Source organism: Aeromonas sp. R2-2 (assembly GCF_040908355.1).
Taxonomy (GTDB): Bacteria; Pseudomonadota; Gammaproteobacteria; order Enterobacterales; family Aeromonadaceae; genus Aeromonas; species Aeromonas veronii.
The window spans coordinates 1-25,829 of sequence record NZ_JBFODQ010000024.1; the positions used below are offsets into that span (position 1 = coordinate 1).

The 25,829-nt window shown below is 58.0% G+C and carries 22 protein-coding genes and 1 tRNA gene; 13 read left to right on the forward strand and 10 right to left on the reverse strand.

From position 1 onward, the window contains the following. Nucleotides 1-3 precede the first annotated feature (3 nt). Both AB5Z09_RS04325 and AB5Z09_RS04330 read left to right on the forward strand, forming a co-directional pair. Nucleotides 4-88: transfer RNA gene (locus AB5Z09_RS04325), tRNA-Tyr, on the forward strand. Between the two features lie 142 nt (nucleotides 89-230). Then, nucleotides 231-521 carry a hypothetical protein gene (locus AB5Z09_RS04330; protein WP_368194713.1) on the forward strand — a complete coding sequence of 97 codons (291 nt, stop codon included), beginning with the start codon at nucleotides 231-233 and terminating at the stop codon, nucleotides 519-521. Here the strand turns inward: AB5Z09_RS04330 and AB5Z09_RS04335 are convergent. Beyond that, a complete protein-coding gene (locus AB5Z09_RS04335; protein WP_368194714.1) occupies nucleotides 495-3,935 on the reverse strand; it encodes a transporter substrate-binding domain-containing protein in 3,441 nt (1,146 codons plus the stop codon). The two genes, AB5Z09_RS04330 and AB5Z09_RS04335, sit on opposite strands and share 27 nt — an antisense overlap. A 122-nt stretch (nucleotides 3,936-4,057) precedes the next feature. Here AB5Z09_RS04335 and AB5Z09_RS04340 point away from each other — a divergent pair, with 122 nt between their 5' ends. Beyond that, the gene (locus AB5Z09_RS04340) at nucleotides 4,058-4,696 is read left to right on the forward strand and encodes a response regulator (RefSeq protein ID WP_368194715.1); all 639 of its coding nucleotides are present in this window, start codon (nucleotides 4,058-4,060) and stop codon (nucleotides 4,694-4,696) included. Here the strand turns inward: AB5Z09_RS04340 and AB5Z09_RS04345 are convergent. The 4 genes from AB5Z09_RS04345 to AB5Z09_RS04360 all read right to left on the reverse strand — a co-directional run bounded on the left by AB5Z09_RS04345 (nucleotide 4,693) and on the right by AB5Z09_RS04360 (nucleotide 9,602). Further along, nucleotides 4,693-5,913: a hypothetical protein gene (locus tag AB5Z09_RS04345; protein WP_368194716.1), complete on the reverse strand. Its 1,221-nt coding sequence runs from the start codon at nucleotides 5,911-5,913 to the stop codon at nucleotides 4,693-4,695. The two genes, AB5Z09_RS04340 and AB5Z09_RS04345, sit on opposite strands and share 4 nt — an antisense overlap. After that, the gene (locus AB5Z09_RS04350; RefSeq protein ID WP_368194717.1) at nucleotides 5,883-8,288 is read right to left on the reverse strand and encodes a TcfC E-set like domain-containing protein; all 2,406 of its coding nucleotides are present in this window, start codon (nucleotides 8,286-8,288) and stop codon (nucleotides 5,883-5,885) included. Before AB5Z09_RS04350 ends, AB5Z09_RS04345 begins: the two co-directional genes overlap by 31 nt. Nucleotides 8,289-8,353: 65 nt before the next feature. Continuing rightward, nucleotides 8,354-8,851 carry a CS1 type fimbrial major subunit gene (locus AB5Z09_RS04355; protein ID WP_127005865.1) on the reverse strand — a complete coding sequence of 166 codons (498 nt, stop codon included), beginning with the start codon at nucleotides 8,849-8,851 and terminating at the stop codon, nucleotides 8,354-8,356. A 46-nt stretch (nucleotides 8,852-8,897) separates the two neighbouring features. Further along, nucleotides 8,898-9,602 carry a hypothetical protein gene (locus AB5Z09_RS04360; protein ID WP_368194718.1) on the reverse strand — a complete coding sequence of 235 codons (705 nt, stop codon included), beginning with the start codon at nucleotides 9,600-9,602 and terminating at the stop codon, nucleotides 8,898-8,900. A 277-nt stretch (nucleotides 9,603-9,879) separates the two neighbouring features. On the opposite strand from AB5Z09_RS04360, the gene AB5Z09_RS04365 reads away from it, so the two are divergent. The 3 genes from AB5Z09_RS04365 to AB5Z09_RS04375 all read left to right on the forward strand — a co-directional run bounded on the left by AB5Z09_RS04365 (nucleotide 9,880) and on the right by AB5Z09_RS04375 (nucleotide 12,482). After that, the gene (locus AB5Z09_RS04365) at nucleotides 9,880-10,614 is read left to right on the forward strand and encodes an EAL domain-containing protein (RefSeq protein WP_127005867.1); all 735 of its coding nucleotides are present in this window, start codon (nucleotides 9,880-9,882) and stop codon (nucleotides 10,612-10,614) included. Between the two features lie 256 nt (nucleotides 10,615-10,870). Then, a complete protein-coding gene (gene yegQ, locus AB5Z09_RS04370; protein WP_042082572.1) occupies nucleotides 10,871-12,232 on the forward strand; it encodes a tRNA 5-hydroxyuridine modification protein YegQ in 1,362 nt (453 codons plus the stop codon). 1 nt (nucleotide 12,233) lies between these two features. Then, nucleotides 12,234-12,482 (forward strand): YfhL family 4Fe-4S dicluster ferredoxin, encoded by a 249-nt coding sequence (locus tag AB5Z09_RS04375; RefSeq protein ID WP_219594570.1) that lies wholly within the window; start codon nucleotides 12,234-12,236, stop codon nucleotides 12,480-12,482. A 75-nt stretch (nucleotides 12,483-12,557) separates the two neighbouring features. On the opposite strand, the gene AB5Z09_RS04380 is transcribed toward AB5Z09_RS04375, so the two are convergent. Next, nucleotides 12,558-12,950, reverse strand: coding sequence for a DUF1090 domain-containing protein (locus tag AB5Z09_RS04380; RefSeq protein ID WP_317114827.1), 393 nt, complete (start codon nucleotides 12,948-12,950; stop codon nucleotides 12,558-12,560). Between the two features lie 158 nt (nucleotides 12,951-13,108). Between AB5Z09_RS04380 and AB5Z09_RS04385 the strand changes: the two genes are divergently transcribed. Continuing rightward, nucleotides 13,109-13,462 carry a DsrE/DsrF/TusD sulfur relay family protein gene (locus AB5Z09_RS04385; RefSeq protein ID WP_005334901.1) on the forward strand — a complete coding sequence of 118 codons (354 nt, stop codon included), beginning with the start codon at nucleotides 13,109-13,111 and terminating at the stop codon, nucleotides 13,460-13,462. A 174-nt stretch (nucleotides 13,463-13,636) separates the two neighbouring features. Continuing rightward, entirely contained in the window at nucleotides 13,637-14,719 is a 1,083-nt protein-coding gene (locus tag AB5Z09_RS04390) for a diguanylate cyclase (RefSeq protein WP_064339649.1), read from the forward strand. 34 nt (nucleotides 14,720-14,753) lie between these two features. Here AB5Z09_RS04390 and AB5Z09_RS04395 read toward each other — a convergent pair whose 3' ends face one another. Together AB5Z09_RS04395 and sohB are read right to left on the reverse strand one after the other, a co-directional pair. Further along, nucleotides 14,754-15,977, reverse strand: a complete 1,224-nt coding sequence (locus AB5Z09_RS04395) for an MFS transporter (protein ID WP_368194719.1) — start codon at nucleotides 15,975-15,977, stop codon at nucleotides 14,754-14,756. Between the two features lie 200 nt (nucleotides 15,978-16,177). Continuing rightward, nucleotides 16,178-17,185 carry a protease SohB gene (gene sohB, locus AB5Z09_RS04400; protein ID WP_368194720.1) on the reverse strand — a complete coding sequence of 336 codons (1,008 nt, stop codon included), beginning with the start codon at nucleotides 17,183-17,185 and terminating at the stop codon, nucleotides 16,178-16,180. A 222-nt stretch (nucleotides 17,186-17,407) separates the two neighbouring features. Here sohB and AB5Z09_RS04405 point away from each other — a divergent pair, with 222 nt between their 5' ends. Together AB5Z09_RS04405 and AB5Z09_RS04410 are read left to right on the forward strand one after the other, a co-directional pair. After that, on the forward strand, nucleotides 17,408-18,163 hold the full coding sequence (locus AB5Z09_RS04405; RefSeq protein ID WP_005334909.1) for a YciK family oxidoreductase: 756 nt from the start codon (nucleotides 17,408-17,410) through the stop codon (nucleotides 18,161-18,163). A 132-nt stretch (nucleotides 18,164-18,295) separates the two neighbouring features. Next, nucleotides 18,296-19,210, forward strand: coding sequence for a LysR family transcriptional regulator (locus AB5Z09_RS04410; RefSeq protein ID WP_149152400.1), 915 nt, complete (start codon nucleotides 18,296-18,298; stop codon nucleotides 19,208-19,210). A gap of 15 nt (nucleotides 19,211-19,225) precedes the next feature. On the opposite strand, the gene AB5Z09_RS04415 is transcribed toward AB5Z09_RS04410, so the two are convergent. Next, nucleotides 19,226-20,398, reverse strand: a complete 1,173-nt coding sequence (locus AB5Z09_RS04415) for an MFS transporter (protein ID WP_005334914.1) — start codon at nucleotides 20,396-20,398, stop codon at nucleotides 19,226-19,228. A gap of 182 nt (nucleotides 20,399-20,580) precedes the next feature. Here AB5Z09_RS04415 and AB5Z09_RS04420 point away from each other — a divergent pair, with 182 nt between their 5' ends. Together AB5Z09_RS04420 and AB5Z09_RS04425 are read left to right on the forward strand one after the other, a co-directional pair. After that, the gene (locus tag AB5Z09_RS04420; RefSeq protein ID WP_368194721.1) at nucleotides 20,581-21,726 is read left to right on the forward strand and encodes a MalY/PatB family protein; all 1,146 of its coding nucleotides are present in this window, start codon (nucleotides 20,581-20,583) and stop codon (nucleotides 21,724-21,726) included. 81 nt (nucleotides 21,727-21,807) lie between these two features. Then, nucleotides 21,808-23,232, forward strand: a complete 1,425-nt coding sequence (locus AB5Z09_RS04425; protein WP_368194722.1) for a TAXI family TRAP transporter solute-binding subunit — start codon at nucleotides 21,808-21,810, stop codon at nucleotides 23,230-23,232. A gap of 124 nt (nucleotides 23,233-23,356) precedes the next feature. On the opposite strand, the gene AB5Z09_RS04430 is transcribed toward AB5Z09_RS04425, so the two are convergent. Then, nucleotides 23,357-24,271: a LysR family transcriptional regulator gene (locus tag AB5Z09_RS04430; RefSeq protein WP_042658174.1), complete on the reverse strand. Its 915-nt coding sequence runs from the start codon at nucleotides 24,269-24,271 to the stop codon at nucleotides 23,357-23,359. Nucleotides 24,272-24,441: 170 nt separating this feature from the next. On the opposite strand from AB5Z09_RS04430, the gene AB5Z09_RS04435 reads away from it, so the two are divergent. Next, the gene (locus AB5Z09_RS04435; RefSeq protein ID WP_368194723.1) at nucleotides 24,442-25,698 is read left to right on the forward strand and encodes an adenylosuccinate synthetase; all 1,257 of its coding nucleotides are present in this window, start codon (nucleotides 24,442-24,444) and stop codon (nucleotides 25,696-25,698) included. The last annotated feature ends 131 nt before the right edge of the window (nucleotides 25,699-25,829 follow it).

Genomic DNA, 25,829 nt, shown 5'->3' on the forward strand with positions numbered 1-25,829 from the left:
CGTGGAGGGGTTCCCGAGCGGCCAAAGGGATCAGACTGTAAATCTGACGGCTCTGCCTTCGAAGGTTCGAATCCTTCTCCCTCCACCATCATTCAAGAAAACCCGGCCTCGCGCCGGGTTTTCGCTTTCTGCCATTCCCCTCACACTTTTTCGGTCTTGTCAGATCTGACAGTTGCAATTGCATCCCATCTTGCTCATCGTGGCATCATCGACATCAGAGTGTTCATATCATGTTTGAAGTCTGGGACGAGCATGGTCACGCCACCGGTCTGACACTGCAGGCGCTCAAAGTCAGAATCAGCAACGACTATCAGGGTGATCTGATGGTGCGCTACCGCAACAAGCTGGGACTCCCCACGACCCTCTTTCTGACCATTCATCAGGGCGTTGCCTATCAACGCTTCAAAGCGGGTTCGCCAAGACTGGATTGGGAATGGCTGGCCAGCGCAGGCAATGGCCACAGCCCCCGCAATTTTATGAGCGAACAGTTCCCCTTACTCCAGCTCTCCCTCGATAACTGAGTGCCCTTTCTCGCTCAATAACGTCAATTCATCGATGATTTGCTGTAATTGGGCACGAAAGCGTGTCAGCTCATCGGTACAAGCTGGCGATCCAAATTGACGGATTTTTTCTTCCAATCGCCATGCCTGTTCCGCCAATTCCGGCGCCATCATCATGCTGATGGTCCCCGCCTGACGATGCACCCAATTGGCCAATGCATTGTCATCAAGTGGCGCCTGCGCCATCGACTGTTCAAGCTCCTGGCGAAAAAGCGGAAACATCTGCCGCAACTTTTCACCATGACCAAAAAATGCCTCCATAGCTGCAATATCAATCAAGGTTGGCGCGGGTAAGATCTGCCACTTCTGCAACATCTGGCGCAGAGTATCCAGCAGCACCGGTTTGCCCAGCAGATCGTCCATGCCCGCGGCAGAACAGCGTTCAGCCTGTTCTGGCAACACATTGGCCGTCATGGCGATGATCAGTAGCCGCTCACCTTTCTCTGCAGCCCGTATCCTGCGCGTGAACTCATAACCATCCATCACCGGCATCTGACAGTCACAGAGCACCAGCTCATAGGGATGCTGCGCGACCATCTCGAGAGCCTGCTGGCCATGCTCTGCCACATCGCAGTTCATCCCAAGTTGCCTGAGCTGGCGTATTACCAGCGACTGGTTGAGGGGATTATCCTCCACCAGCAATACCCGACAGGGCTGCATGGGTGCGCTCTTTCGCATCCCTTTCGTTGCCGTCCCATCGCTCAAGCCAAGCTGGTGATAGCAAACTTCACGCACCGAATGCCAGGTCATGGGATTGCTATTGAGGGTGTAACCCTCCTCATCACAACGATAACCGAGGGGGGTTGCCAGCGGCAGCACCCGGATGACCCTGTTGCCCGCCAACTCATGGTCTGTGAAACGCAACTGAGCATCACCAGACTCCGACGTTCGTATTACTCCCAACGCATCAAGTTGCAACAACAGGGTGTGGCACAACTTCTCGTCATGGAGATCGATGTGGGCTTGCACGCCATTGAGACGGAGATCCGGCTCTCGCTGTGCCAGCACTGGCAACGTGACCGTCAGGCTGATGAAAGTGCCCAGCCCAGGGGCACTCTCCAGCCGGATCTCGCCACCCATCAAGGTGGCCAGGGTCTGGCAAATACTCAGGCCCAAGCCGGTACCACCATAACTGCGGGTGGTGGAGCTCTCTGCCTGCTCAAAGGCATTGAAGATCCGGCCAAGCGCTTCGGCGCTCATGCCGATGCCACTGTCGCGCACACCGAAGCACAATTGCTGTTGCTCCTCCTCCTGTACCAGCAGTTGCACCGAGATCTCGATAAAGCCCCGCTCGGTGAACTTGATGGCATTGCTGACAAAGTTGAAGAGGATCTGGCGCAGACGCAGCGCATCACCGCTCACCCGGGCCGCAACACCTGCATCCGCCCAGAGATAGACGCGCAACCCCTTGCGATGAACTTCGCTCACCGTCATGGTCAGCACGTTGTCGAGCAGCTCCCGGACAAGAAATGGAGCCTCTTCGAGTTGCATCTTGCCCGCCTCCAGCTTGGCGAAGTCGAGCACGTTGTCGATCAGCGCATGCAATCCCTGGGCACCGCGGTTGATAACCTCCACCATCTGGCGCTGATCCTGGGTCAGCTCGGTAAAAGTGAGCTGTTCCGCCATACCGATAATGCCATTCATAGGCGTGCGAATTTCGTGGCTCATGGTGGCCAGAAACTCCCCTTTCTGGGTGGCGGCAGACTCCGCCTTGGCCTTGGCTCTAGCCAATGCAGCCTCAACCTGATGGCGACGGACTATCTCCTGACGCAGCCGCCAGTACGCCACCGACAGCACCAGAATAAAGAGCGTAATCGCCACCCCGGCGGGCAGCAGGGTACGCACCAGTTTCGCTCTGGGGATCCCTTCGCTGTAATTGAGCGCCAACCAGCTGTTGCGTATCTGGCGCTTCTCCTTGTCGCTCATGCTGGCAAGCACCCGGTTGACCAGGGGCAGCAAGGGGCTGTAAGGCTCACGTACCGCAACGGCCAACTCATCCTTGAAGGGGGTGGGCGCGGCAATATGAAGTCGGTCATCAAACTGCTCGGTGACAAGACGGGAAACCACCACCAGATTGCCGATATAGGCATCTCCCTCACCTGCTGCAACACGAGCGAGCCCCTCGTTGGCATGGCGGGTCGTGGTCAGTTCAAGATCAGGCACCAGTGCCTTCAGCTGGGGGATCAGCATGCTGTCAGTCAGCAGCAGCTTTTTGCCGGCCAGATCGGAGAGATCCCCGATCGGCAGGCTGCCGCGCGCCGTCACCAGTACCATAGGGAATGATGCGAAGGGCTCGCTGGCATGCCACCCTACCAGTCGCTCGATGATGCGGGTGGGCAATACCGCCAGATCCACATCGTGATGCAGCAGCAACTGCTGCAGATCGGGCCAGCCCTGCACCGGCACACGGCTGTATGCCAGCCCCAGCTTCTCTTGCAGCAAGTCCAGGTAATCCACCATCAAGCCGACCGGGTTGCCACCCTCATCGTGATAAGAGAAGGGCACCCAGCCGGGGATCAATCCCAGCTTCAGCGGCGGCAGCATCGAGAGCCAGGCTCGCTCATCAGGGCGCAGCAAGAAATTGCTGTGTCCCATGAAGTTGGGCTCCAGGCTCTCCCCCAGCCAGCGTTTCTCCAGTTCACTGCGCGCCTCGACCGTTAGCGACTGAATGGCAGTATCAAGCCGGATGGCAAGAGTGTGTTTCTGGCTGGCGACGCCAAGATGCAGGGTTTCCATCAATAAGGGAGACTGGGCAACCACCGCCAACGCCGGGTGACGCTCGATAAACAGATTGGCCACATGAAGGTTGCCGATGTAGGCATCTGCCCGACCTTGCTCAACCGCCTGCAATGCACGGTGCGTATCGACAAAGAGTCGCGGTGTGACATTGGGATAGTGCAGCTTGACCAGCTTCTCGGTCAGAAAGCCTTTTTCGATAGCAATGCTGGCGGACTGCAACCGGCTCACATCCCGAAACAGGGGGCTGTCCTGGCGAACCACCACCACGGTCGGCGAAGTGTAGTAAGGTAGGCTATAGGTGACACACTGACGCACCTCAGAATTAAATGCATCGAGCAGGATATCCAGCTTGCCACGGCAGGCATCGGCATACATGGTTTTCCAGTCAGGGTAAACCTGCCAGGCAATCCGGTAGTCAAGCTTTTTGGCTATTTCCTCCATCAATTCAACACTGAATCCAGCGACGACCTTGCCGTCCCACTGCTGGAATGGTCCCCATCCGCCAGCCAATATGCCCACTTCAATCGTTGGTACAGAATGTACCTCCGCCGAAAATACGGAAGGCGTCAAGGAAAAAACAGCGACAATAATTATGAATCGTTTGATTAATGACATAAGCGAACAATATATAGACATAACGATTCACATATATTTATAAAAAGATATATGCACCTGAAAAAATGGGGTGCGCACGGTAGTATAGAAATGTTAGCTTTGGTAGCCTGAATATTATTCACCGTTTTATAAGAGGCTCATCCATGTCCTTCAAGATTATTCTTGCCGATGACCACCCCTTGATTCTGACCGGAATCCGTAGCCTGATTGACCAGATAACACCCCATTGTGAAGTGGTCGCCGAGGCATATCAGGTATCTGACTTGCTGAAATTATTGCAACAACATCGTTGTGATCTGTTGATCACCGATTTCAGCATGCCGGGCGATACCCGTAGCGATGGCATAGTAATGATCCAGCAGTTACGCCGGGATTATCCAAACCTGCCCATTATTGTACTAACCCAGATCCACAATGCCGGTATCTTGCAGTCACTCATCCAATTGGGGGTGAGCGGTATCCTGCTCAAAAAAGCGGTGATCAGCGAATTATCCGATGCCATTCGCCAGATATTATCCGGGCACAGCTATATCGGCAGTTCGGCGAAAAACCTGCTGGCCGAAGCCGGGCTTGGTCACCACACAAGCCTGATTCAGCTCACCCCCAAGGAGAGCGAAGTTGTGCGACTCTTGGCCAGCGGCATGTCCGTCACCCAGGTGGCCGAGTACCTGCACCGCAGCATCAAGACCATCAGCACCCAGAAAAAAAGCGCCATGCTGCGGCTCGGCCTGCAAAGCGATAGTGCGCTCTTTGACTATGCCAAAAGCAGCGGCCTCTGCTAATCAATAGCAGCATCAAATATCAGGGTGATATCTCCTTTATAGGTGGAGCCCGGGTACTTCATCATTTCCGTGACCACATCGCCAGCGACCCTGAATTTAATCTTTCTTGCCCCATTGATAGTAGGCCCCCGCAGGGATGAAAATTTGTATGGTGTAGTACTAAGATTGAACATTTCATTTTCCACGTTAATATAATATGTATTTAATTTTGCTTGATGCCCTTTGGCATTTTTTAACGCACATTCTGTACCAGATATATACTGGCAACGTAGTGTTACTGTAAATGGTGCACTACTCCAAAGCCGAAATGGTAACTCTTGTTGTAATTTATTTGGTATCCCCTTCCCATTATGTATCCAATCGTTCCATCCCCCTGGCGGCAACAGAGTTACTTTGCTTCTCCCTTCCCCCTCTCCTTTTGGAAAATCCACTCTAAGTTGGTGACGGACAACCAGCTTAATATTAACTTCATGTGCTAGTTGCCCGTTATAAACTCCATCACCAAGATCAATATCCTGATTCCTACCTATAGAAAAATTGAACTTACCGGAATAATTTCCATTTGACATTTTAAGAGGATCTGGCGACTCAAGACGGAAACCATAAATAACCCTACTAATCCAATAATTACCATCATCATCTGCCGGGCTATTAAAATAGCACTCAGCAGCACGTCCTTGTGCACTTGATTTAATAGAATGTAGAAGTAACTCAGAAAATGCTGGTGTTCCCCATGCTCTTTCTGTCAAAAAAATACAGTCGCCATTTATTCTACTCATTGGTCTAGGATGATCGCCTGAAAGATCCATTTTTTCTGTTTCAACACCAATATGGGTAGGAATCATTTTTAATTCATAAACCGTACCATCTTTATCATTAGTAACAATTATTTTTTTGGGGCCGGAAGTTTGGTAATAACTAAGATAGTTTGACTTGCTTTTTTTAGAGCTGATTCGAGAACGAAATACGTCCACTAAAAATTGAATGATAGTGGCACTTTCTAGGGGTTTCTCTGGGTCACAAAAGTCCAATCCATATGGCCGTTCCATACGACATGGAGTTTTATTTATAAAATAACTACCTTGATGTCCATAGCTGCTCGGAATGTACTCAGCTGTAATATTGAATGTTTCTGCATATACTGAGTCACTCATCATGGCTATAATAATAAAAAGAAGTATAGATATTATTTTTTTACGGTAATACTGGATGAACATCTTAACTCTCCCAACATAATAATATCCGACTCATCCATGCGACTTTGTTCTCTAGCAGGACTGTTGCAATGAAGGGAACCATTATGTTCCACGCTAAATTCCGGCTGTCGTCGGCTCGCCTCCAACGCAAAGAAGCCATCATTTTCGGTAAATGCCCGCCCAATAGGGTTGCTGACCATGGCGCCACGCAGTGGCTGATTTTGCTCGTTCAGTAAACGACCTATCACTGTGACTGTACTCACCGCATTCACCTGGCCATAACCCACTCCGCCGCGGTTAAGGTGGTAAGGGAGCACTGTAGGCTTGATGGTGAGCGGCGCGCCCTCGTGGTCGGCCATCTCCAGTTGCAAGGTGCCGCTTTGCAAGGCAGGCACAGAGACCAGATGACGTCCGGGCCCCAGGGTTTGCACGCCCCCTTGATCGTCGCTGACCCGGATCTGCGCCGCCTCGTCATCAGCGTCGATATCGAGGATCATCGCCGCCTCATTGCCCATGCCGCCCATATCGCGGGAGCCGATCGCCAGCTCCCCCTCTCGCCCCAGTGCCACCACGCTATCCAGGTTGATGCCGCCGGTCATCTCTGCGTTATAGGAGGAGTGCTGGGCAAACAGGTCGCCCCCCAACCAGGGCGCAGCGAAGCGGCCATAGCCGGATAGACCGATACCATAACTGTCACGGGTACTGCCCACGCTGACCTGACGCAGTAGCCCCCAATCCACCTCCTGCTGGTAGTTGAGATAGGCGCTGCGCTGGGCACCGCCCGAGCGCGAGGTATTGCTGCCCAGCCCCAGTGACAACTGGCGATCCTGCCCCCCTAGGTTGACGGTCAGACTCAGCGTGCTGCCGCGATCCCGCTGCAGTGCCGTGCTCTCGCTACCGGGACGATCGAACAGGGTCACCCCCCAGGTTACCCAGCGCCCCAAAAAACGATCGCTATAGTGCCACCCCAGATCAGCGCCATTGCCACGGCCAGACTGATGAGAAACATAGAGACCGAGGGAGCCCCACTTTTCCAGCGACTGCTGCAGTGACAGGCTGGATACCGAGCTTGCGTCCCCTTGCTTGCGCAGATTGCGCGAATGGCTGGCCACCAGACTGCTGTTGCCGTGCCAATAAATCCCCTGCAGATCGTAACCCCACCCCATGCCGACGCTCTGGTTGAGGGAGGCAAAACCGTGGAGCTGACTGGTCGCCTCCCAATCGAGTGAGAGGGAGTGCTGGGCCCGTCTATCCACATACTGGCTACCTGCCCCCACCACCAGCGAGGGAAGCAGTAAGTGGTTCACCGCTACGCCGCCACTAGCCCCCTCCAGATCGCTGTCCCCCTGCCGCACCAGCCAGCGGGTCTGACGTCCGGCAAACAGGTTGAAGCGCCACGGCTCCTCCGGCGTCTGCCAGTTGGAGGGTTTGTAGATCATCTCGCGCCAACGGCGGGTCTCCTGACCATCCTCTAGCAACCGCAGTTCCACCTCGTAGATACCGCCGGGTAGCGATCGGGTATCGAGTGCCTGCAAACCGGATACGACCGGCTGGGACTGGATCAGGTTGCCGTCACGATAGATCTCCACCATGCCCGGCCGTGCCGGTGCTACCTGAATCGGAGCCAGACTGGGTACCCCGCGTTGCCGGCGCAGCAGATCCGAACTGCCCCACATCACCCCGAACACTGTGGGCGTCGCACCACTGTAGTAATTCGGCTGACGCACCAACCCCTGCGCCGAGGGAAAGAAGAAGCCAAGGCGATAAAAATTGGCCTCATGGAGTCGTTCTCCATAGACCTGAGCCAACCCCAGATCAGTTGGCCCACCCTCCTGCCAGGTGGCATCCCCCTCCATAAAGGGGGTCCACGGCCCCCAGCTGCCTTCCAACTGCAGGTTGTAGTGACCGTTGCGCTGAGTGCCCTGCACCAGGTTCAGCTGGTTCTGGACCAGCAACCCCTTGCTCTCTTGAGGCAATGTCATAAAGCGCTGATCCCGCGCCTCCTGCTCCACCTCACCGGTCAGCACCGAGAGCTGGGACTCCTCCAGACTGTATTGCAATCCCACAATTCCCTCGGGACAGGCACGGCTGCACTCGCCGAGCGGCAGCTGGGTTCCCAGCTTGCTCAACCAGCGTTCACGCGCCCCCTCGTCAAACTCGCTCTCCTGCACATCCAGCAGCGAGAGCAGCTGTACCGAGTTATCCCGCCCGAGCAGCACTTCCCCATCCCCCAGCAGGCGACCGTCGACGGTCACCCGCACCATCAGGGGAACACCAAAAAAGTGCGCTTCAAACCCTTCTGGCAACTGCCGCGCCTGTTGCAGCAGTGCCGGATCTGCCGCCACCAACGGGACAGAGAGCAACAGCCCGAGCAAGAGAAGAAGAGAACGAACCATTAAGTGCAACCTGAATGCTTGGAATCTCAATTAAAGGGGGGCCTGATGACCCCCACATACTCATGTCAGCTGCCTTGAGCAGGCGGTGCCGACGGCGCCTCCGATTCAAACATCATGCTGACAATTCCCTGATAGTTGCCGGGCTTATAGCCACCGGCTGGCGCCGCTGCCGGAATGATTTCAAACCCGACCTTTTTACCGGTATTGGCATCCGCCTGATTCAGCAGGTCTTTCGATGAGGTGGTCAGCTCAACCCCCGCCACCTTGACCGTCACGCCGATACTCTCCTTACCGCTGATAATGGTGGAGGGATAGAGCAGATAGCCCTTGATGGGACCAATAGTGCTCTTCATATCCAGCTGTTTGGCTAATGGCTCCAGCTTGTTGTTAAAAGAGTTAAAGGCCAGTTTTTGCGGGGTATTCATCCAGTCCCCCACGGGCTGCACATAAAAGTTCTCGGTCGGGATCTGCGCCGTCACCGTCACCGTATGCTCGATGCGCTCGGCCGCCATCAGCGAACCACTCGCCAGCAACAGGGCGGGAAAAAGCGATAACATCTTCATAGCCACTCCTTCAGGTGTGATTGTCGTTCTTGTGATATATCGGGATTCAGAGCTTGAACTCCTTGAATACCGACTTTTTCCCTTCGATCAGTTCAAAACGAACCAATCGGGTTGCCTCTTCACTGACCCGCTTTTTAACGCCAGGCAGCAGATGCATCTTCTCCGGTTGACTGCATGAGCTCTCTTTTTGGTCACACAGCTCCAGATAATCGAGAATAACGGTGGCATTGCCCCGGTTCTCCACATAAAGGGCTCCGGTTTCACGTTCAATCCGGGTGTCATAACGGGTCTCTTTGGGTGCCACAAATAGAATGGTGCCAAAACCGGTCATAATGCTGACCCCGGCGCTTATTTGCTGTTGTGGCGGCAATTCTGTTATTTCATCCCCCTGTGGCTTGACCGGTACAAAACGCACCCGAAAATAACGTTCACGCTCACGCTCTCCCATATAGATGAAACGGGTGGCCTGCATACTGCTTGCGGGAATAATCAACCTTGATGGACTGGTCACCAGCTGACGAACCCCCTCCTCCGGTAACTCCCGCTCCTTTGGCATACCATCGGCACCATATATAATTTCGGCCAAGGTTATTTTGACAAATGCCGTCTCATCACCAAGATTTCTAACCCGCTTGAGCAGCGTAGTTTTATCTGCCGACATATAATCATATAAGGTACCAACGCTAATATCCGGCGACGCCAAGGCATTGCTACTGAATATAAGCAGCAACACAGTAAAAATCTTATTCATGAATAATAATCACACTGTAAAAACGATAGAGAGTAGTGCCTTCATTGCAGGCTCCGCAAAAAATATATGACATCCATATATATAAGTCGCCAGATGATAATATTTGGCTCGGCGATTCGTCATTGAGGCCAGTCTAGATAATCCACACAGCGGACTTAATCGGAATAATCTGATACTGCCAAAGTATTTTTTCTGCAAACAATCAGACAATTCCTACAGCCAGCTTTCAACATACTCCCCTATGATCCGAAATCATCTCAGTCAGCAGGGAAGTGACATGTTTGCGTTTAAAGAAGAGTTTCCGGTCGGTGACGTGGCATCCCTGACGACAGCGGACATTGCCGTGCCCTTTTATCAGCCAATCGTTGACCGGGATCGCCAGATCATCGGCTTTGAGGCGCTGGCCAGACGCTGGGAACCCCGCCAGCAGCGTTATCAGGGAATAGACTTTCCCTCTCTCAGCAGTGAAGAGTCCCTGCATGTGGATATCGTTATGCTCAGAGCGATTTGGCGTGATCTGACCGCGCTGGCACGCCATGCTCCTTGCTCCCTCTCGATAAACCTCAACCCCGCTTTTGAGAGCCCTACATATAAGAACCTGCTGTTACTCACCCTCTTGCAGGCCCGCAAGCTGGATATTGCAATCTGGTTCGAGGTGGTGGAGTACGCCCCGCTAGAGCGCAAGGAGTTGGCCCTGATCGAAGTACTGCGCAGCCACGGTGCCCATATCGCCTGCGATGACTTTGGCACCCAGGAGTGCAATTTTCAGCGAGTGATGGCGCTCCCCTACGAGATCATCAAGCTGGATCGCTCTCTGCTGCAAGCGACCAATAGTAGCCATGCCTTGCGCATGCTGACCGGACTGGTGGAGTACCTGCAGCGACTCGGCATGAAGGTGGTGTGCGAAGGGGTGGAAAACCAGACCCATATCGAGATTGCCGATCAGCTCGGCTGTGACTATCAACAGGGTTACGTCTACGCCATGCCCTCCCCCCTCTCACGTTGGGCCTGAGCGGCGGTTTCATTTCGGCATCCTATCGGCTCGCGCAGCCAACAATGTCCTGCCAAATTGCATGATGACGTGGGGGCGAGTACAATCTCGCACCCCGAATATCCGGCGCTTCTTCTTTAGATAACTCCGGATATGCCGTCATCGGGTCGCGCTGCATTGAGCCTCCTCTCGGAGGGCATCTTGCACCGCAGCTCAACCACTACGATGCCATCAGGTGGCATCGTCCTGATTTGCAATCAGATATAAAGAGTCCACCATGTTTAAACCAGAATTGCTCTCCCCCGCAGGTTCCCTCAAGAACATGCGTTACGCCTACGCCTATGGCGCCGATGCCGTCTATGCCGGTCAGCCCCGCTACAGCCTGCGGGTGCGCAACAACGAATTCGATCACGAAAACCTGCAGCTGGGCATCAACGAAGCCCATGCGCTGGGCAAGCAGTTCTATGTGGTGGCCAACATCCAGCCCCACAACTCCAAGCTCAAGACCTTTATCCGCGACATGCGCCCTGTGGTGGAGATGAACCCCGATGCGCTGATCATGTCCGACCCCGGTCTTATCATGATGATGCGTGAAGCCTTCCCGGATATGCCCATTCACCTCTCGGTGCAGGCCAACGCGGTCAACTGGGCCACGGTGAAGTTCTGGCATCAAATGGGCCTTACCCGCGCCATCCTCTCCCGCGAGCTGTCGCTGGACGAGATCGAGGAGATCCGCATGCAGGTGCCGGAGATGGAGCTGGAGGTGTTCGTCCATGGCGCGCTGTGCATGGCCTACTCCGGCCGCTGCCTGCTCTCCGGCTATATCAACAAGCGTGACCCCAACCAGGGCACCTGCACCAACTCCTGCCGCTGGGAGTACAAGGTACACGAGGGTAAAGAAGATGACGTGGGCCAGATCGTCCACCGTCAGGAGCCCATCGCAGTGCGTCCGGACAACACCCTGGGCCTTGGCAAGCCGACTGATGCCCTTGTGCTGCTGGAAGAGTCCAACCGCCCGGGCGAGTACATGAGCGCGTTCGAGGACGAACACGGCACCTACATCATGAACTCCAAGGACTTGCGCGCCGTCGAGCACGTCGAGCGACTGACCAAGATGGGCGTTCACTCCCTGAAAATCGAAGGGCGCACCAAATCCTTCTACTACTGCGCACGTACCGCTCAGGTTTACCGCAAGGCCATCGACGATGCGGTAGCGGGTCGTCCGTTCGACCGCAGCCTGATGGGCACCCTCGAAAATCTGGCCCACCGCGGCTATACCGAGGGCTTCCTGCGCCGTCACAACCACAGCGAATACCAGAACTACGACTACGGCTACTCCGTCTCCGACACCCAGCAGTTTGTCGGCGAGATCACCGGTCGCAAAGGTGACATGGTCGAGGTCGAGGTGAAGAACAAGTTCCTGGTGGGCAACAACCTGGAGCTGATGACCCCGCAGGGCAACGTCCGTTTCAATCTGGAGCAGATGGAGAACCGCAAGGGCGAGCTTATCGATACCGCGCCGGGCAACGGTCACGTGGTCTATGTGCCAGTCCCGAAAGATCTGGATGTGAACTACGGCATTTTGCTGCGCAATCTGGGCGACAGCCAGGATACCCGCAACCCGCACACGGCGGCCTGAGATGGCGCTGCTCATCACCGACAAATGCATCAACTGTGACATGTGCGATCCCGAGTGCCCCAACCAGGCTATCAGCCTGGGTGAGGAGATCTACGAGATCGACCCCAGTCGCTGCACCGAGTGCGTCGGTCACTATGAGAAGCCGACCTGCATCAGTGTCTGCCCTATCGACTGCATCATCTGGGATCCCGCTTATGTGGAGACCGAAGATCAGCTGATGGAGAAGTTTGTGCGGATGCACAGGCAGTAGCTGATGCACAGACGGTAAAACGAAAAAAAGGCCGAGTAATCGGCCTTTTTTGATCCTGTGTGCAGCGGCTGGCTATCACTTGCCGACCAGCCGGATCAGTTTGTCCAGCTCACGCTGGGCCTCCAGCATCCGGGTCTGGGACTCCTCCAGCCTGGCCTGCCGCTTGGCAATCTTCTCCGGCTTGCCACTGACTCTCGCCTCCTGCAGTTCAAGCAGACGCTCATCCACCTCGCCGCGCAGTTTGTTAACCCGCTCTTTCTGCTCCTTGAGCAGACCTTCATCGGTACAGTTAGCCTTGATATTGCGCACGGCCTGTTCCAGCCCGGCAATCTGCCCGGCATTGTTGTGTGCTTTGGCAAACACCAGCTGGTCGTTGACGGCCTGCAGACGGGCCTTGCAACCGACCGCCTCACTGCCAAAGGCCTGACCCGCCAACAGCAGCAAGCCGGCTCCCAATACTTTCCACATCTCGATTCATCCGGTCTTGTTTACGAGCTGACCATAAAAACCTCGATCGGCAGCAGGGTCAAGCAAGCGGGAAAAAGGTGCGACAGAAGTTGTGCAACATCACGCAATTGCCACCCTGTTGGTTCTACAATGGCGCTCTTTCCAATCGGGAGTCTGTTATGAATCAACAAATTGTGGTCATTGCCAACGGTGCCCCCTATGGCAGCGAATCCCTGTTCAACGCCCTGCGTCTCGCTATCGCCCTCAACGAACAGGGTGGTGCCAGCCTGAAGCTGTTCCTGATGTCAGATGCGGTGAGTGCAGCGCTGGCCGGTCAGGCACCGGCCGAGGGATACAACCTGCGCCAGATGCTGGAGATCCTGCTGGCCCAGGGCGTCACCATTCGCCTGTGCAAGACCTGCACCGATGCCCGTGGCATCACAGCCCTGCCGCTGATCGAGGGCATTGAGGTCGGCACCCTGCCGATGCTGGCCCAATGGACCCTGGCTGCCGACAAGGTGCTGACCTTCTGATCTCCCCCTCCGGATCTCTTGCCCCTTTAGCCTTCACCTGACCCTCCATAGCCCCCGCCACGCGGGGGCATTGCGCGCGCCCCAGCCTCACTGACTACACTATCAATTGCCACGCCTGCTTGTTTGTCCCACCTCACGGACAGCGTAACGCCCAGTAATAAACCGAGGACGACGATGAATCCGACCGAACAGACCCTGCTTGAGCAGATGAGGATCACCGACTTTGAAATTGCCCATCGCAAGGAGTTATTGCTGCTCAATGAACAGGATGTGGCGCGGCTGGCAAGTTATTGCAGCAAGATAGAACCACGTATCGACGCCCTGGTGGATCGCTTCTACCAGCAGCAGACGGCCATCACCGAAATCGCCCTGTTGATCGGGGATGCCGATACCCTCATACGGTTGCGCACCGCGCAACGGCGCTATGTGCTCGATCTCTTCAGCGGCCATTACGATCTGGAGTACGTCAACAACCGGCTTCGGATCGGGCTGGTTCACAAGCGGATCGGGGTCGAACCCAAGCTCTATCTGGCCGCCATCAACACCCTCAAAGCCCTGCTGATCGAGGATATGTTCGAGCAGATCCGCGATGAACCGGAGCGCCTCGTCATGCTGGCCGCCCTGGACAAACTCTTTCTGTTCGACATCACTCTGGTCTTCGAAACCTACATTCGCAGTCTGGTGTCGGAAATAGAGTCATCCAGAGAGAAGTCGGAGAACTATGCCAAGAGTCTGGAGCAGAAAGTTCGCGAGCGTACCAAGCAACTGGAGGAGCTGAACCGCACCGATGCCCTGACCGGATTGCTCAACGTTCGCCACCTCAACGAGCTGTTGCTGCTAAGCCTGCGCACCTGTCAGCGCCGTGCCGAACCCATGGCCATCGCCTATCTCGATATCGACAACTTCAAGCAAATCAACGATACCGAAGGTCACCAGCGCGGAGACGAGATCCTGCGCATCGTCGGCAACTGCATCCGTCAGGTCTTTCGCGCCGAAGACAGCTGCTTTCGTTATGGGGGAGATGAGTTCTGCCTGATCCTGCCCAACTGCAACGAGAGTCAGGCGCGGGATATTTATCTCAAACGATTGATCAACACCGTCAAGGAGCAGCTGGGCGATCTCACCCTCAGTATCGGCATAGTGCAGACCGGACCGGAGCACTACGACGACGGGCTAAACCTGATCCGCCTCGCCGACGAGAGGATGTACGCAGCCAAGAAGGCGCTCAAAGAGAAGACTCCGGGTAGCACGCACTGAACATTCAGCATCACAGATCCCCGCATTAACCGGGTCAGCTCCGCTCAACCACAGACGTGGCCACAGCGGAATGCTGTACTCTGGCACCCCACTCATAAAGCGCAAAAATCGCCACACAAAGCAGCGCCATCAGCACATAGAGCAACTGCCCGCTCCACTGCTCGAGGATCCAGCCTCCCAGCAGGGCGCCGGCAGCCCCTCCCAACCCGGCCAGTGCGCTGGCACCAAAGTAGCTCCCCTTGAGGTGGGTGGGGGCCATCTGGTCGATCAGCACGTTGAGCAGGGGGAAGAGGATGGTCTCGCCAATGCTGAGCAACAGCACGGCGCCAAACCAGTGGCTGCGCACCATCGGGTCCCCCAGCGCGAAGAGCAATTGGGCCGACAGAAAGAGCGCCATGCCGATATGAAGCCGTACCCGCACCGGCCAGCGTGACAACAACCGCAGCAGCGGAAACTGCAGCAGCACCACGGTCAGGGCATTGGTCGCCACCAGCAGAGCAACCAGCTCGGCCACCTGCGGCATACCGGCCCGGGTCAGGTATTGCACCAGCGGCGAGTGAAACTGGGAGTAGACCAGCACCATCAGAAGATTGGCCATCACCAGCAGCAGGAAGGCACGATCCGCCAGCAACACCTTGATGGCATCCCGCAAGCCGGGCCCGGCAGTCCCCGGCTTGCCTGTGCTGCCAGCCCGGCGAAATCCCCAGCCAAAGGCCAGCGCCAGCAGCAAATAGCTCACCACCAGAAACAGGAAGGTCTCCTGCTGGGCGTTGATCCCGAGAGTCACCCCTAGCAGCGGCCCCAGCGCGGCCCCCAGGTTGAGCAGAAAATAGCGCAGGTGCAGTGCCAACTCCCGCGCCTTGGCCGAGGCCAGACTGTCAGCCATCAGCGCCTTGCCGGGGGCATCGATGAGCCCCGACGAGAGGCCGCTGCCCATCACCCCGACCCCGAGCCAGAATACCTCGTGCGAAAAACCGAGCAGACCGAAACAGAGCATCGCCACCAGACAACCGGCCAGCAGTATGCTGCGCCGCCCGAAGCGATCAGAGAGCCAGCCGCCGTAAAAACTGACCAGGGTAGAGAGGGCCATTGAGCCACCCAGTAACAGGCCAATGAAGGTGGCCGAAAGGTCATACTCCCGATAGAGCAGAATGGAGAGGAAGGGCCACACCATGTAGTAGCTGGTACGCACCATAAAGGTGCCCAGAATGACGATCCAGACCAGCGGGGTAAATTGCCTGAAGGTGCTCCATGACATCGCTATGCTCCATGCCCCGCAGCTCTTACCACAAGATCCTGTCATAAACGGGGAAAGCATTCAGTTGTAACAGAGGGCCTCAATAGAAACAATCTTTGCTCACCAGCAAGGTGCAACCGGATGCAAAAAGGCCAGCCGATGGGCATCGGCTGGCCTTTTTATCGCGGGATTTCCCTCTGACTAGAGCCAGAGGGCCAGGCTTAGCGCCAGGGGCTCTGCTGCCACAGCCGCCCCAGTCCGGCTTCCAGTGCCTGCGCGCCCTGCTGCCCCAGCTTCTGGGTCAGGCTTTTTGGCTTGCGATAGCTGATGCCGATCACCTTGTGGTGGCTGGCCTGCGCCAGCAGGTAATCATCACTGGTGCAGAGGGTATCCACCAACCCCAGCCCCTTGGCCTGACTTGCCAGCCAGTGCTCGCCGGTCGTGACCTGATCGATATCGAGTTGCGGGCGGTGTTCGGCCACAAAGGCCTTGAAGCGCTCGTGGATCGCCGCCAGCTCCTCGCGAAACTTCTCGCGCCCCAGATCGTCGTTCTCGCCAAACATGGTGATAGTGCGCTTGTACTGGCCGGCGGTGTGCATCTCGAATTCGATATCGTGCTTTTTCAACAACTTGTTGAAGTTCGGCAGCTGGGCGATCACCCCGATGGAGCCGACGATGGCAAAGGGGGCAGCCAGGATCTTGTCCGCCACGCAGGCCATCATGTAGCCGCCACTCGCCGCCACCTTGTCAATCGCAACGGTGAGCTTGATGTCACGATCGCGCAACCGCTGCAGCTGGGAGGCTGCCAAACCATAGCCATGCACCACGCCGCCACCGGATTCGAGTCGCAGCAGCACTTCGTCGCCGGGCTGGGCGACACCAATCACCGCGCTCACCTCCTCGCGCAGGGAGGCCACCTCTTTGGCATCCATGCTGCCGTTGAAATCGAGCACGAACAGGCGGCTGCGCTCATCACCGGCCTTGGCGCGTTTTTTCTGCTCCTCTTTTTGCTGCTTTTCCAGCACCTTGCGCTCGGCCTTGCTTACGAGCGCACTCTTGAGCGCAAATTGCCCCTGCTCCAGCTCGCTCGAGAGATCGGTCACCACCAGCTCACCCTTGCGCGCTTTCGGCTGGCGAGTGCTGACGATCATCAGGATGATGGCGCCGATGGCCAGCATGAAGGTCACTGTCTTGGCCAGAAACAGGCCATATTCGGTCAGAAATGTCACGATGGACTCCAGAATGGATCGGTTTTCGTCACATTCTAGGGAGTTTGGCGAATGCGCGCAAAAAATCGCAGCCAGTGCCCGGAAAAACCAACCCGAGCATCACAACCTCTCTATTTTCTTCACATTTTTCTTGCCGCTGGCTGGTCAAATAGGCGCGCGGATCAGTACACTTGGCGCCGATTGCCATGCACTTATGGCCGGAATTTGTTAACAGGAGTTGTCATGCTCGATTATCAGGCGCCCCGCGATCTGCTCAAGGATAAAGTCATTCTGGTCACAGGTGCCGGCGACGGGATCGGCCGCGAAGCCGCCCTCACCTACGCCGCTCACGGTGCCACCGTGATCCTGCTCGGCCGCACCAGCGCCAAACTCGAAGCCGTGTATGACCAGATTGAAGCGGCCGGTTATCCGCTGCCCGCCATCGTGCCGGTGGATCTGAAAGGGGCCACCGCCGCCCACTACCGCGGCATGGCCGAAACCTTCGCCCAGCAGTTTGGCCGCCTCGACGGCGTGCTGTTCAACGCCGGTCTGCTTGGCACCCTCTCTCCGTTTGAACACATTCAGGAGAAGGAGTGGGACGAGGTGATGCAGGTCAACGTCAAATCGGAATTCCTGCTGACCCAGGCGCTGCTGCCGCTGCTGCGCCAGACTGCCAAGGCGCAGGGCGATGCCTCCATCGTCTACACCTCCTCCAGCGTGGGACGCAAGGGGCGCGCCTACTGGGGCACCTATGCCATCTCCAAGTTCGCCATCGAGGGGATGATGGAAGTGCTGGCCGACGAGCTTGAGAACACCGGTGTGCGGGTCAATACCCTAAACCCGGGCGGTACCCGTACCAAGATGCGCGCCAGCGCCTTCCCGGCGGAAGATCCCATGAACCTCAAGACTCCGGCCGACCTGATGCCGCTCTACCTCTACCTGATGGGGTCGGACAGCCGCGGCAAAACCGGCCAGACCTTTGTGGCTCAGCCAAAATAAACAAGTGGCGTGGCCCAGCCCAAATAAATCAATAAAATACCCAGAGTGTTGTGCGGCAGGGGTTAAATTGAATAGGGGGCACAGGCTCCCTGTTCGAACCACTGACCATCCTATCTCCAATCAGGTTGAACTATGTTTCGTCCCAAGAGCACGTTTGAGCAATGGCGGATCTTTCAGGCGGTGGTCGACTGCGGCGGCTACGCCCAGGCGGCCGAGGCGCTGAACAAGAGCCAGTCCTCCCTCAATCATGCGGTTGCGAAGTTGCAGCAGAGTCTGGGGGTGCCCTTGCTGGAGGTGCGCGGCCGCAAGGCGGTGCTGACGCCAGCGGGCGAGATCTTCCTCAAGCGGGCCCGTCAGTTGAGCCAGCAGGTGGAAGAGCTGGAGAATCTGGCCAACAACCTGGAGCGGCAGTGGGAGCCGCAGATCAACCTCTATGTCTCGGCGCTGCAGCCAAGGGATCGCCTCTATCGGGCCTTGGCCAGCTTCTATCCCCGCAGCCGGGGTTGCCGGGTCAACCTGCACGAACGCATTCACTGCCACTTCAACGCCCTGCAACCGGGGGACCTGATGCTCTCCGAGCACCTGCCCGGCGATCGCACCGGCCTGTTGCTGGATGAGGTGTGCCTGCTGCCCCTCTGCGCCGCCAGCCATCCGCTGGCACAGGAGGAGGGGCCCATCCGCAGCGACGTGCTGACCAGCCACAACCAGATCAGCCTCCATCCCCCCATTCACCGCTCGGTGGACTGGAACGATGCAGATGATACCGGCTGGAAGGCGACCCACTACCACGAAGTGCTCGCCATGCTGCGCCTCGGCCTCGGCTATGCCTGGCTGCCGCGCCATCTGGTAGAGCGGGAGCTGGCGGAAGGTTCACTCATACAGCTGGATCTGGAGAGCGGCAACGAGCGCCACCTCTACACCTACCTGCTGACCCTCTCCCCCGAATCCCTCGGCCCAGCGACCGAGCTGCTGCTGCGCTGCCTGCGCAACGAATATCAGGGCGAATCAGCGCCGCTTCCGCACGCCCAGTCCCAGCACGATAAATAACAGCCAGATCCCCCGTCAGACGTTGGGCACCCGCCAGCTGGCGGCCAGTGCCACCAGCGCCAATCCCAGCGCCACCATAAAGACTCCGTGGAAACTCCACACCTCCGCCACCACACCGGCGATTGCCCCCGCCATGATGGAGCCAGTGCGGATGCTGTTGGCAAACAGGGTAGTCGCCACCCCGGCTCTCCCCGGCATCAGATCCTGAAAGTAAGACATGCCGATCCCCGCCACGATACCGATGAAGATGGCGTTGAACAGCTGCAAGGCGATCAGGGCGTATTGGTCGGTGAGGGTCACCAGACCTGTGTAAAAGGCCGCGCCAGCCAGCACCGCCAACAACATCATGGGGCGCTTGCCAAAACGGGCCGTGTAATAACCCGCCAGCAGCATGAAGGGGATCTCCAGCGCCGCCGCCGTGCCCATCAGGATACCGGCAAGCTTCTCATCCATCCCGAGCTCTCGGGTGATATAGAGCGGCATATTGATCAGGTACATGCTGTTGCAGGTCCACATCAGGGTGGAGGCGATAAAGAGCGCCCGCACCGCCGGATCCCGCCAGCTGCTGACCCGCTCTGTCTCTTCAGCCATCTTGGGCAAAGGGAGAGAGGGGAGCCAGCGCCACACCACCAGGGCACAGAGCAGATAGGCCAGTGCCGAGGCCAGATACATCAGCTCGAAGCCGTAGCCTATGGCCAGCGCGAAGGCGATGGGCGGGCCTATGACCCAGGCCAGCGAAAACTGGGCGCGCATCACCGAGCTGAACATGTCCGCCCGCCGGTTGCGGCTGTCGGAGTACTCCCGCGCCAGCGCAAACAACTGGGGGCTGGCAGTGGCCGCCAGCGCCGCCAGCATCACCCCCAGACTCGCCAACAGCCAGTAGTTGCGGTTCCAGGCAAACAGCAGGGAGAGCGCTACCCCGGCAAAACAGCAGCGCAGGATCAGTCGCTTGCGATCCCCCTTGTTGTCGGAGCGGTGGCCCAGCCATTGGCTGACCAGAATGCCCACCACGGCGTTGATGGTATAGAAGAGCCCGACCAGAAAGGGGCGCACCTGTACCTCTTCGGCCAGAAACAGACTTAAGGTAGGCACCTGCAGTGCCACCGCGACGCCGGTCATAAAGGTCACGGCAAGAAATGAAAGAGAGACGGGGTCAGGGCGTTTGACCGCCGCTATCGACAAGCTCATAGGGTTACCACTGATTGGAGGGACGATACGGGCTAACGGGCGGCAGCCGTATGAAAATTCGGCGCCTATCTTATGTCACTATCAAGAGCGGGCTCAAGGATGGCATAAGCAGGTGTGCGCCTTGCGAGGGAGGCCGCGACCCCGTAGAGTGAAAGCCCATCCTGCCAGCACAAGGAGTTCGCATGTTTGATTTTGATCAGGAAGTAGACCGCAGTGGCACCATGAGCCTGAAATGGGACAAGTACAAGGGTCAGGATGTGCTGCCCATGTGGGTTGCCGATACCGACTTTGTCTCCCCCCCGTCCGTGATCGAGGCGTTGACCAAACGGGTTGCCCACGGCATTTTCGGCTATTCACGCCCCTCGCCGCGCCTGATCGAACTCATTATCGAACGGATGGCGACCCGCTATGGCTGGGCCATCGAGCCCGAATGGCTGGTGTTCCTGCCCGGCGTGGTGCCGGGGCTCAACCTTGCCTGCAAGGCGTGGAGCCAGCATGGCCGCGGTATCATCACCCCCAAGCCGGTCTACTACCCCTTCCTGCAGGCGCCGGGCTTCAATGATCGTCCCCTGCTCACCGTGCCGATGATTGAAGACGCCGGTCGCTGGGTGCTGGATCTGGCAGAGCTTGAGCGTCAGGCCCCCGCCGCAGATCTGCTGCTGCTCTGCAACCCCCACAACCCGGGCGGCACCATCTTCACCCGTGACGAGCTGCTGGCCATCGATGCCATCGCTGCGCGCCACAATCTGGTGATCTGCTCCGATGAAATCCACTGCGATCTGCTGCTGGATAAAAACGCCCGCCACATTCCCTACGGCGCCATCAGTGCACAAGCAGCCGAGCGCTGCGCGGTGATGATGGCCCCGAGCAAGACCTTCAATATCGCCGGTCTCTGCTGCTCCTTCGCCATTATCCCCAACGCCCGTCTGCGCTTCAGGCTGCAACAGGCGATGCGCGGCATCAGCGCCGACGTCAACCTGCTGGGCTTTGTCGCCGCCGAAGCGGCCTATGAGGGTGGCGAACAGTGGCTGACCGAGCAACTCGACTATCTGGCAGCCAATCTGGCCCTGATCCAGCAGGCGGTTGCCCGCTGGCCCGGCGTCAAGCTGGCCAACCATCAGGCGACGTATCTGGCCTGGATCGATGTGAGCGCCCTTGGCCTTGCCGATCCCATCCCCTTCTTCGAGCAGGCCGGGGTTGGTCTCTCCCCCGGCGCCCAGTTTGGCGACGGTCAGTTCGTGCGGCTCAACTTCGGCTGCACCAGGGCACGGCTGACCGACGCGCTGGCGCGGATGGAGCGGGCAATCCTCAACCACAACAAGCCCTGATCAGCCAGCAACGGGATGGGCAAGCCCCATCCCTTTTTCCCTGTGTCATCAGCCAGCGGTCAACTCAGTCAACGGTCAATTATGTCTCTACGGATCTTGCATCACCTTCTGCTCCCACTCTGTGCACTCTCTGCGCTGCTCCCCTTTGGCAGCCAGGCGCTGACTATCGGAACGGGCCCGCTCAACGGGGTCTACTACCCGACCGGTGGCGCCATCTGCCGGGTGCTCAATGCCGGCCATGCCCTGCATGGGGACAGCTGCACCGTGCAGAGCACCCGTGGCTCGATGGCCAACCTCAAGGCACTCGACAAGGGGGACGTACAGCTGGCGCTGGTGCAGTCCGATGTGTTGCACCACGCCCTGCACGGCACCGGCCCCTTCAGTGGGCAGGGGGCCAACAATGAGCTGCGCAGCCTGTTTCGCCTCTATCAGGAGTCATTGGCCCTGCTGGCCGCCCCCAATAGCGGCATCACCACCCTGGCAGATATCGAAGGGAAGCGGGTCTATCCGGGCAACAAGGGCGCCGGTGAGCAGATCACCAGCCAGGCCCTGATGGCAGCCATGGGATGGCAACCCGGGCAGTTTGCTGCCTATCAACTCAAGTCGGACAGCGAACCGCTGGAAGGGCTGTGCGATGGCTCGCTGGATGCCGCGTTTGTGGTTGCCGGTCACCCCAGTCTGGCGGTCGGCGATCTGATCAGCCGCTGCAAGGTGCGCCTCATCCCTATCGAAGGGGAGCAGATCGACACGCTGCTCAAGCAACACCCCTACTACCAGCGCAGCCGTATCGCCGCCAACCTCTATCCGGGGCAGACCACCGCCATCAACAACATCGGGATGAGTGCCGAACTGGTGGCGCTGGCCAGCCTGCCGGACCCCATCGTCCGAACCGTGCGCGATACCCTGCTGGCCCGGGTCAAACAGTTCAGCCGGCTGCATCCCGCCCTGAGCAAGGTGACCCCCGAGCAGTTGCAGGCGCAAACCGAGCTGCCCCTCCATGCGGGGATGTCGGATCAACCGCCAGCCCCCTTGCCACTGACCCCCGAGCAGTTAACCGCGGAACAACTGACGCCGGAGCCGTTCACACCAGCGCCATCGGCCTCGGAGACGGTGCCCACGACAGAGCCGGTGAGTGCCGCCGACGGGACGACAACGCCCATTGAGGCGCCCTTCGACGCGACCGCCACCAGCAGTGCCGCAGTGGCAACAGAAGCCACAGAGGTTAATCCCTTGCCCGAAGAGGCACTTGAGGTCACCCCCGAGCTCACTGCTACGCCGACCACCGAGGGGGAAAGAGTGGCTCCCTCTGCCGCAGCGTCAACGGTTCCATCACCATCGGCTGCCGTTTCGGCTCAGTTGCCACAAAGCGCCTCTGCGGCAACTTCGCCGCAAGAGCAGGCAACCCAGCCTGCCAGCAGCGCGGTGACTGGCGAAACCCTGCAGCAGGATAAAACCGACACGCCTCCCGCCCCTGCCACCAGCGCAGCCACACAGCTGCAACCCTGAATGGTCAGCTCCCACAAATGCATCAGGGCAACCTCGGCTGCCCTGATTGTTTACGCGCGTTCGATAGTGACGCAATTGATGGCGGCACAGTCACCCCGATAGTCGTGCTCACCTTGCCGTACCGCTACGGCTCTATCACCCGGGTCAGATAGGGATTGGGCTTCTGGATCTCCTCCTCCACCCAGTGCAGCAACTGCTTGATGGCCCGCGACAACACCTGATTCTGGCGCACCACGTAGCCCAGACTGGTACCGGGAAAGTCGCCGAGGCTGGTGACAGGCGCGGTGAGGTTGAGGCGCGGATGCAGGGAGAAGTCCGGCACGATGGCGACACCAAAGCCCGCCTCGGCCCAATCCAGCTGGGCGTCCACGCTGCCCACCTCCATGATGCGACAGGGGGGCAAGGCCAGCAGCGGCAGGGACGGGTCGATCAGCGCCCGGGTGCGGGTGTCGTGACCGAGCAGGATCAGGGTCGGCTCATCGAGGGGATCGCTCTCCCCCGCCACCGCCCGCGCCTGCCAGCGGGCCAGGCCGTGGCCCAGCGCGCACCAGGTCACCTGTTGCAGCTCGGTATAGAAGAGCGGCTCGCTGCGCTTTTGCGCCATGACAAAACCCAGATCCGCCTTGCCCGCCTTGACCAGCTCGGCGGCCTGATCCGAAGTGGTGTTGAACAGGGTGAGGTCGATGCCGGGGAACTCCCGCTTGAAGCGCTGGAACGGCTGGATCAGCAGCAGGCGGGAGATGATGTCGCTGGCGGCGATGGCCAGCGTCCCCTGACTCAGCTGGTTGAGGGCATTGAGATCGGACTGGCAGAGCTGCAACTCGGCGATGGTGCGCTCGGCGCTTTGCAGCAGCCGCTCCCCCGCCTGCGTCAGGCGAAACGGGCTGCGCTCGATCAGCCGCACCCGGGTCGCCTGCTCCAGCCGCTTGATATGCAGGCTGACATTGGGCTGGGTCATGTGCAGCTCGGTGGCGGTCTGGCCAAAATGTTGCAATCGGGCCAGGGTGACAAAGGTTTGCAGCCAGTGAATATCCAGCATAAGAGTCCCTCAACCCGCGAGGTGCGGGGCTTGCCAGGCAAAATCGAGCAGTTTGCCGCTTAATTGGCCATAATTATATGGTTCTCTTATCGGAATTATAAAGATAATTAATTTTTCTAATCCGCATCAGGCTCCTAGGATGGACGCCTAACGTCTTAGGAGAAAGAGTCATGTCGTCTATCGTAGTCGTAGGTGCTAACTGGGGTGATGAAGGCAAAGGCCGCATCGTGGATTATCTGGCAGGTCAAGCTGGCGCCAGCATTCGCTTCCAGGGCGGCAACAACGCTGGCCACACCGTGGTCAACGACCTTGGCACCTTCAAGCTGCACCAGGTTCCGAGTGGCGTATTCAACCCGGATTGCCTGGTTGTCCTCGGCCCGGGCATGGTGATCAGCCCCGAGAAACTGACCGTCGAGCTCGAGGAAGTCAAAGCCTCCGGCGTGACTCCGAAGCTGGCCATCTCTGACCGCGCAACTCTCTGCCTGCCGCTGCACGCACTGGAAGATACCCTGGAAGAGCAACGTCTGGGTGACGGCGCCTATGGCTCCACCCGTCAGGGCATCGCCCCTGCCTACGGCGATCGCGTGATGAAGAAAGCGATCCTGGTTGGCTGGCTGAAACAGCCGGACGTGCTGGTCGAGCGCATCCAGTTCATGCTGGACTGGAAACTGCCGCAGATGAAGGCTATCTACCCCTCCTTCGAATTCACCCAGACTGCCCAGGAGATGGCCGACTGGCTGCTGGAAGTCTCTGCCCCGTGGCTCGACGCCGTGTGCAACGTCAGCATGCCGCTCAAAGCGCTGCAGGCGGAAGGCAAGACCCTGCTGTTCGAAGCGCAGTTGGGCGCTGGCCGTGACCTGATCTACGGCGAATACCCCTGGGTGACCTCCTCCCACGTATCTGGCGCCTACGCCGGTATCGGTGGCGGTCTGCCAGGTCTGCGCCCGGAGCGCGTCATCGCTGTAGCCAAGGCATTCAGCTCCTCTGTCGGTACCGGCACCCTGCTGACCGCCATGGAGAACCAGGACGAGTTCCGCAAGATCACCAACGAGTTCGGTGCCACCACCGGCCGTCCCCGTGATGTCGGTTACTTCGACGCCGTCGCCACCAAGAACGGTGTCGAGCTGCAGGCTGCGACCGAAGTCGCCCTGACCAAGCTGGACTGCCTGACCGGTCTGCCGGATCTGAAGATCTGCGTGGCCTACGAAGGTGCTCACACCGAGAACCCGATTTGGCCGCAAACCGCTGCCCTGAAGCCGGTTTACGAGCAGATGGAAAGCTGGAGCGAAGACATCACCGGCTGCCGCACCTTCGAAGAGCTGCCCAAAGCAGCCCAGCAGTACGTACTGCGTATCGAAGAGCTGCTCGGCGTACCGGTTCCGATGGTTTCCGTCGGCCCGGGCCGTGACGAGATGATCCTGCGCTAAGCCGCACCTCTCATCGTCAAACAAAAAACCGGCATCCCTGATGCCGGTTTTTTTATGGCTGCCGTTTACCTTCTTGCCATAAAACCACCCAAAGGCTCAATTAACTCACCAATTGACCTCACATTGAGCCG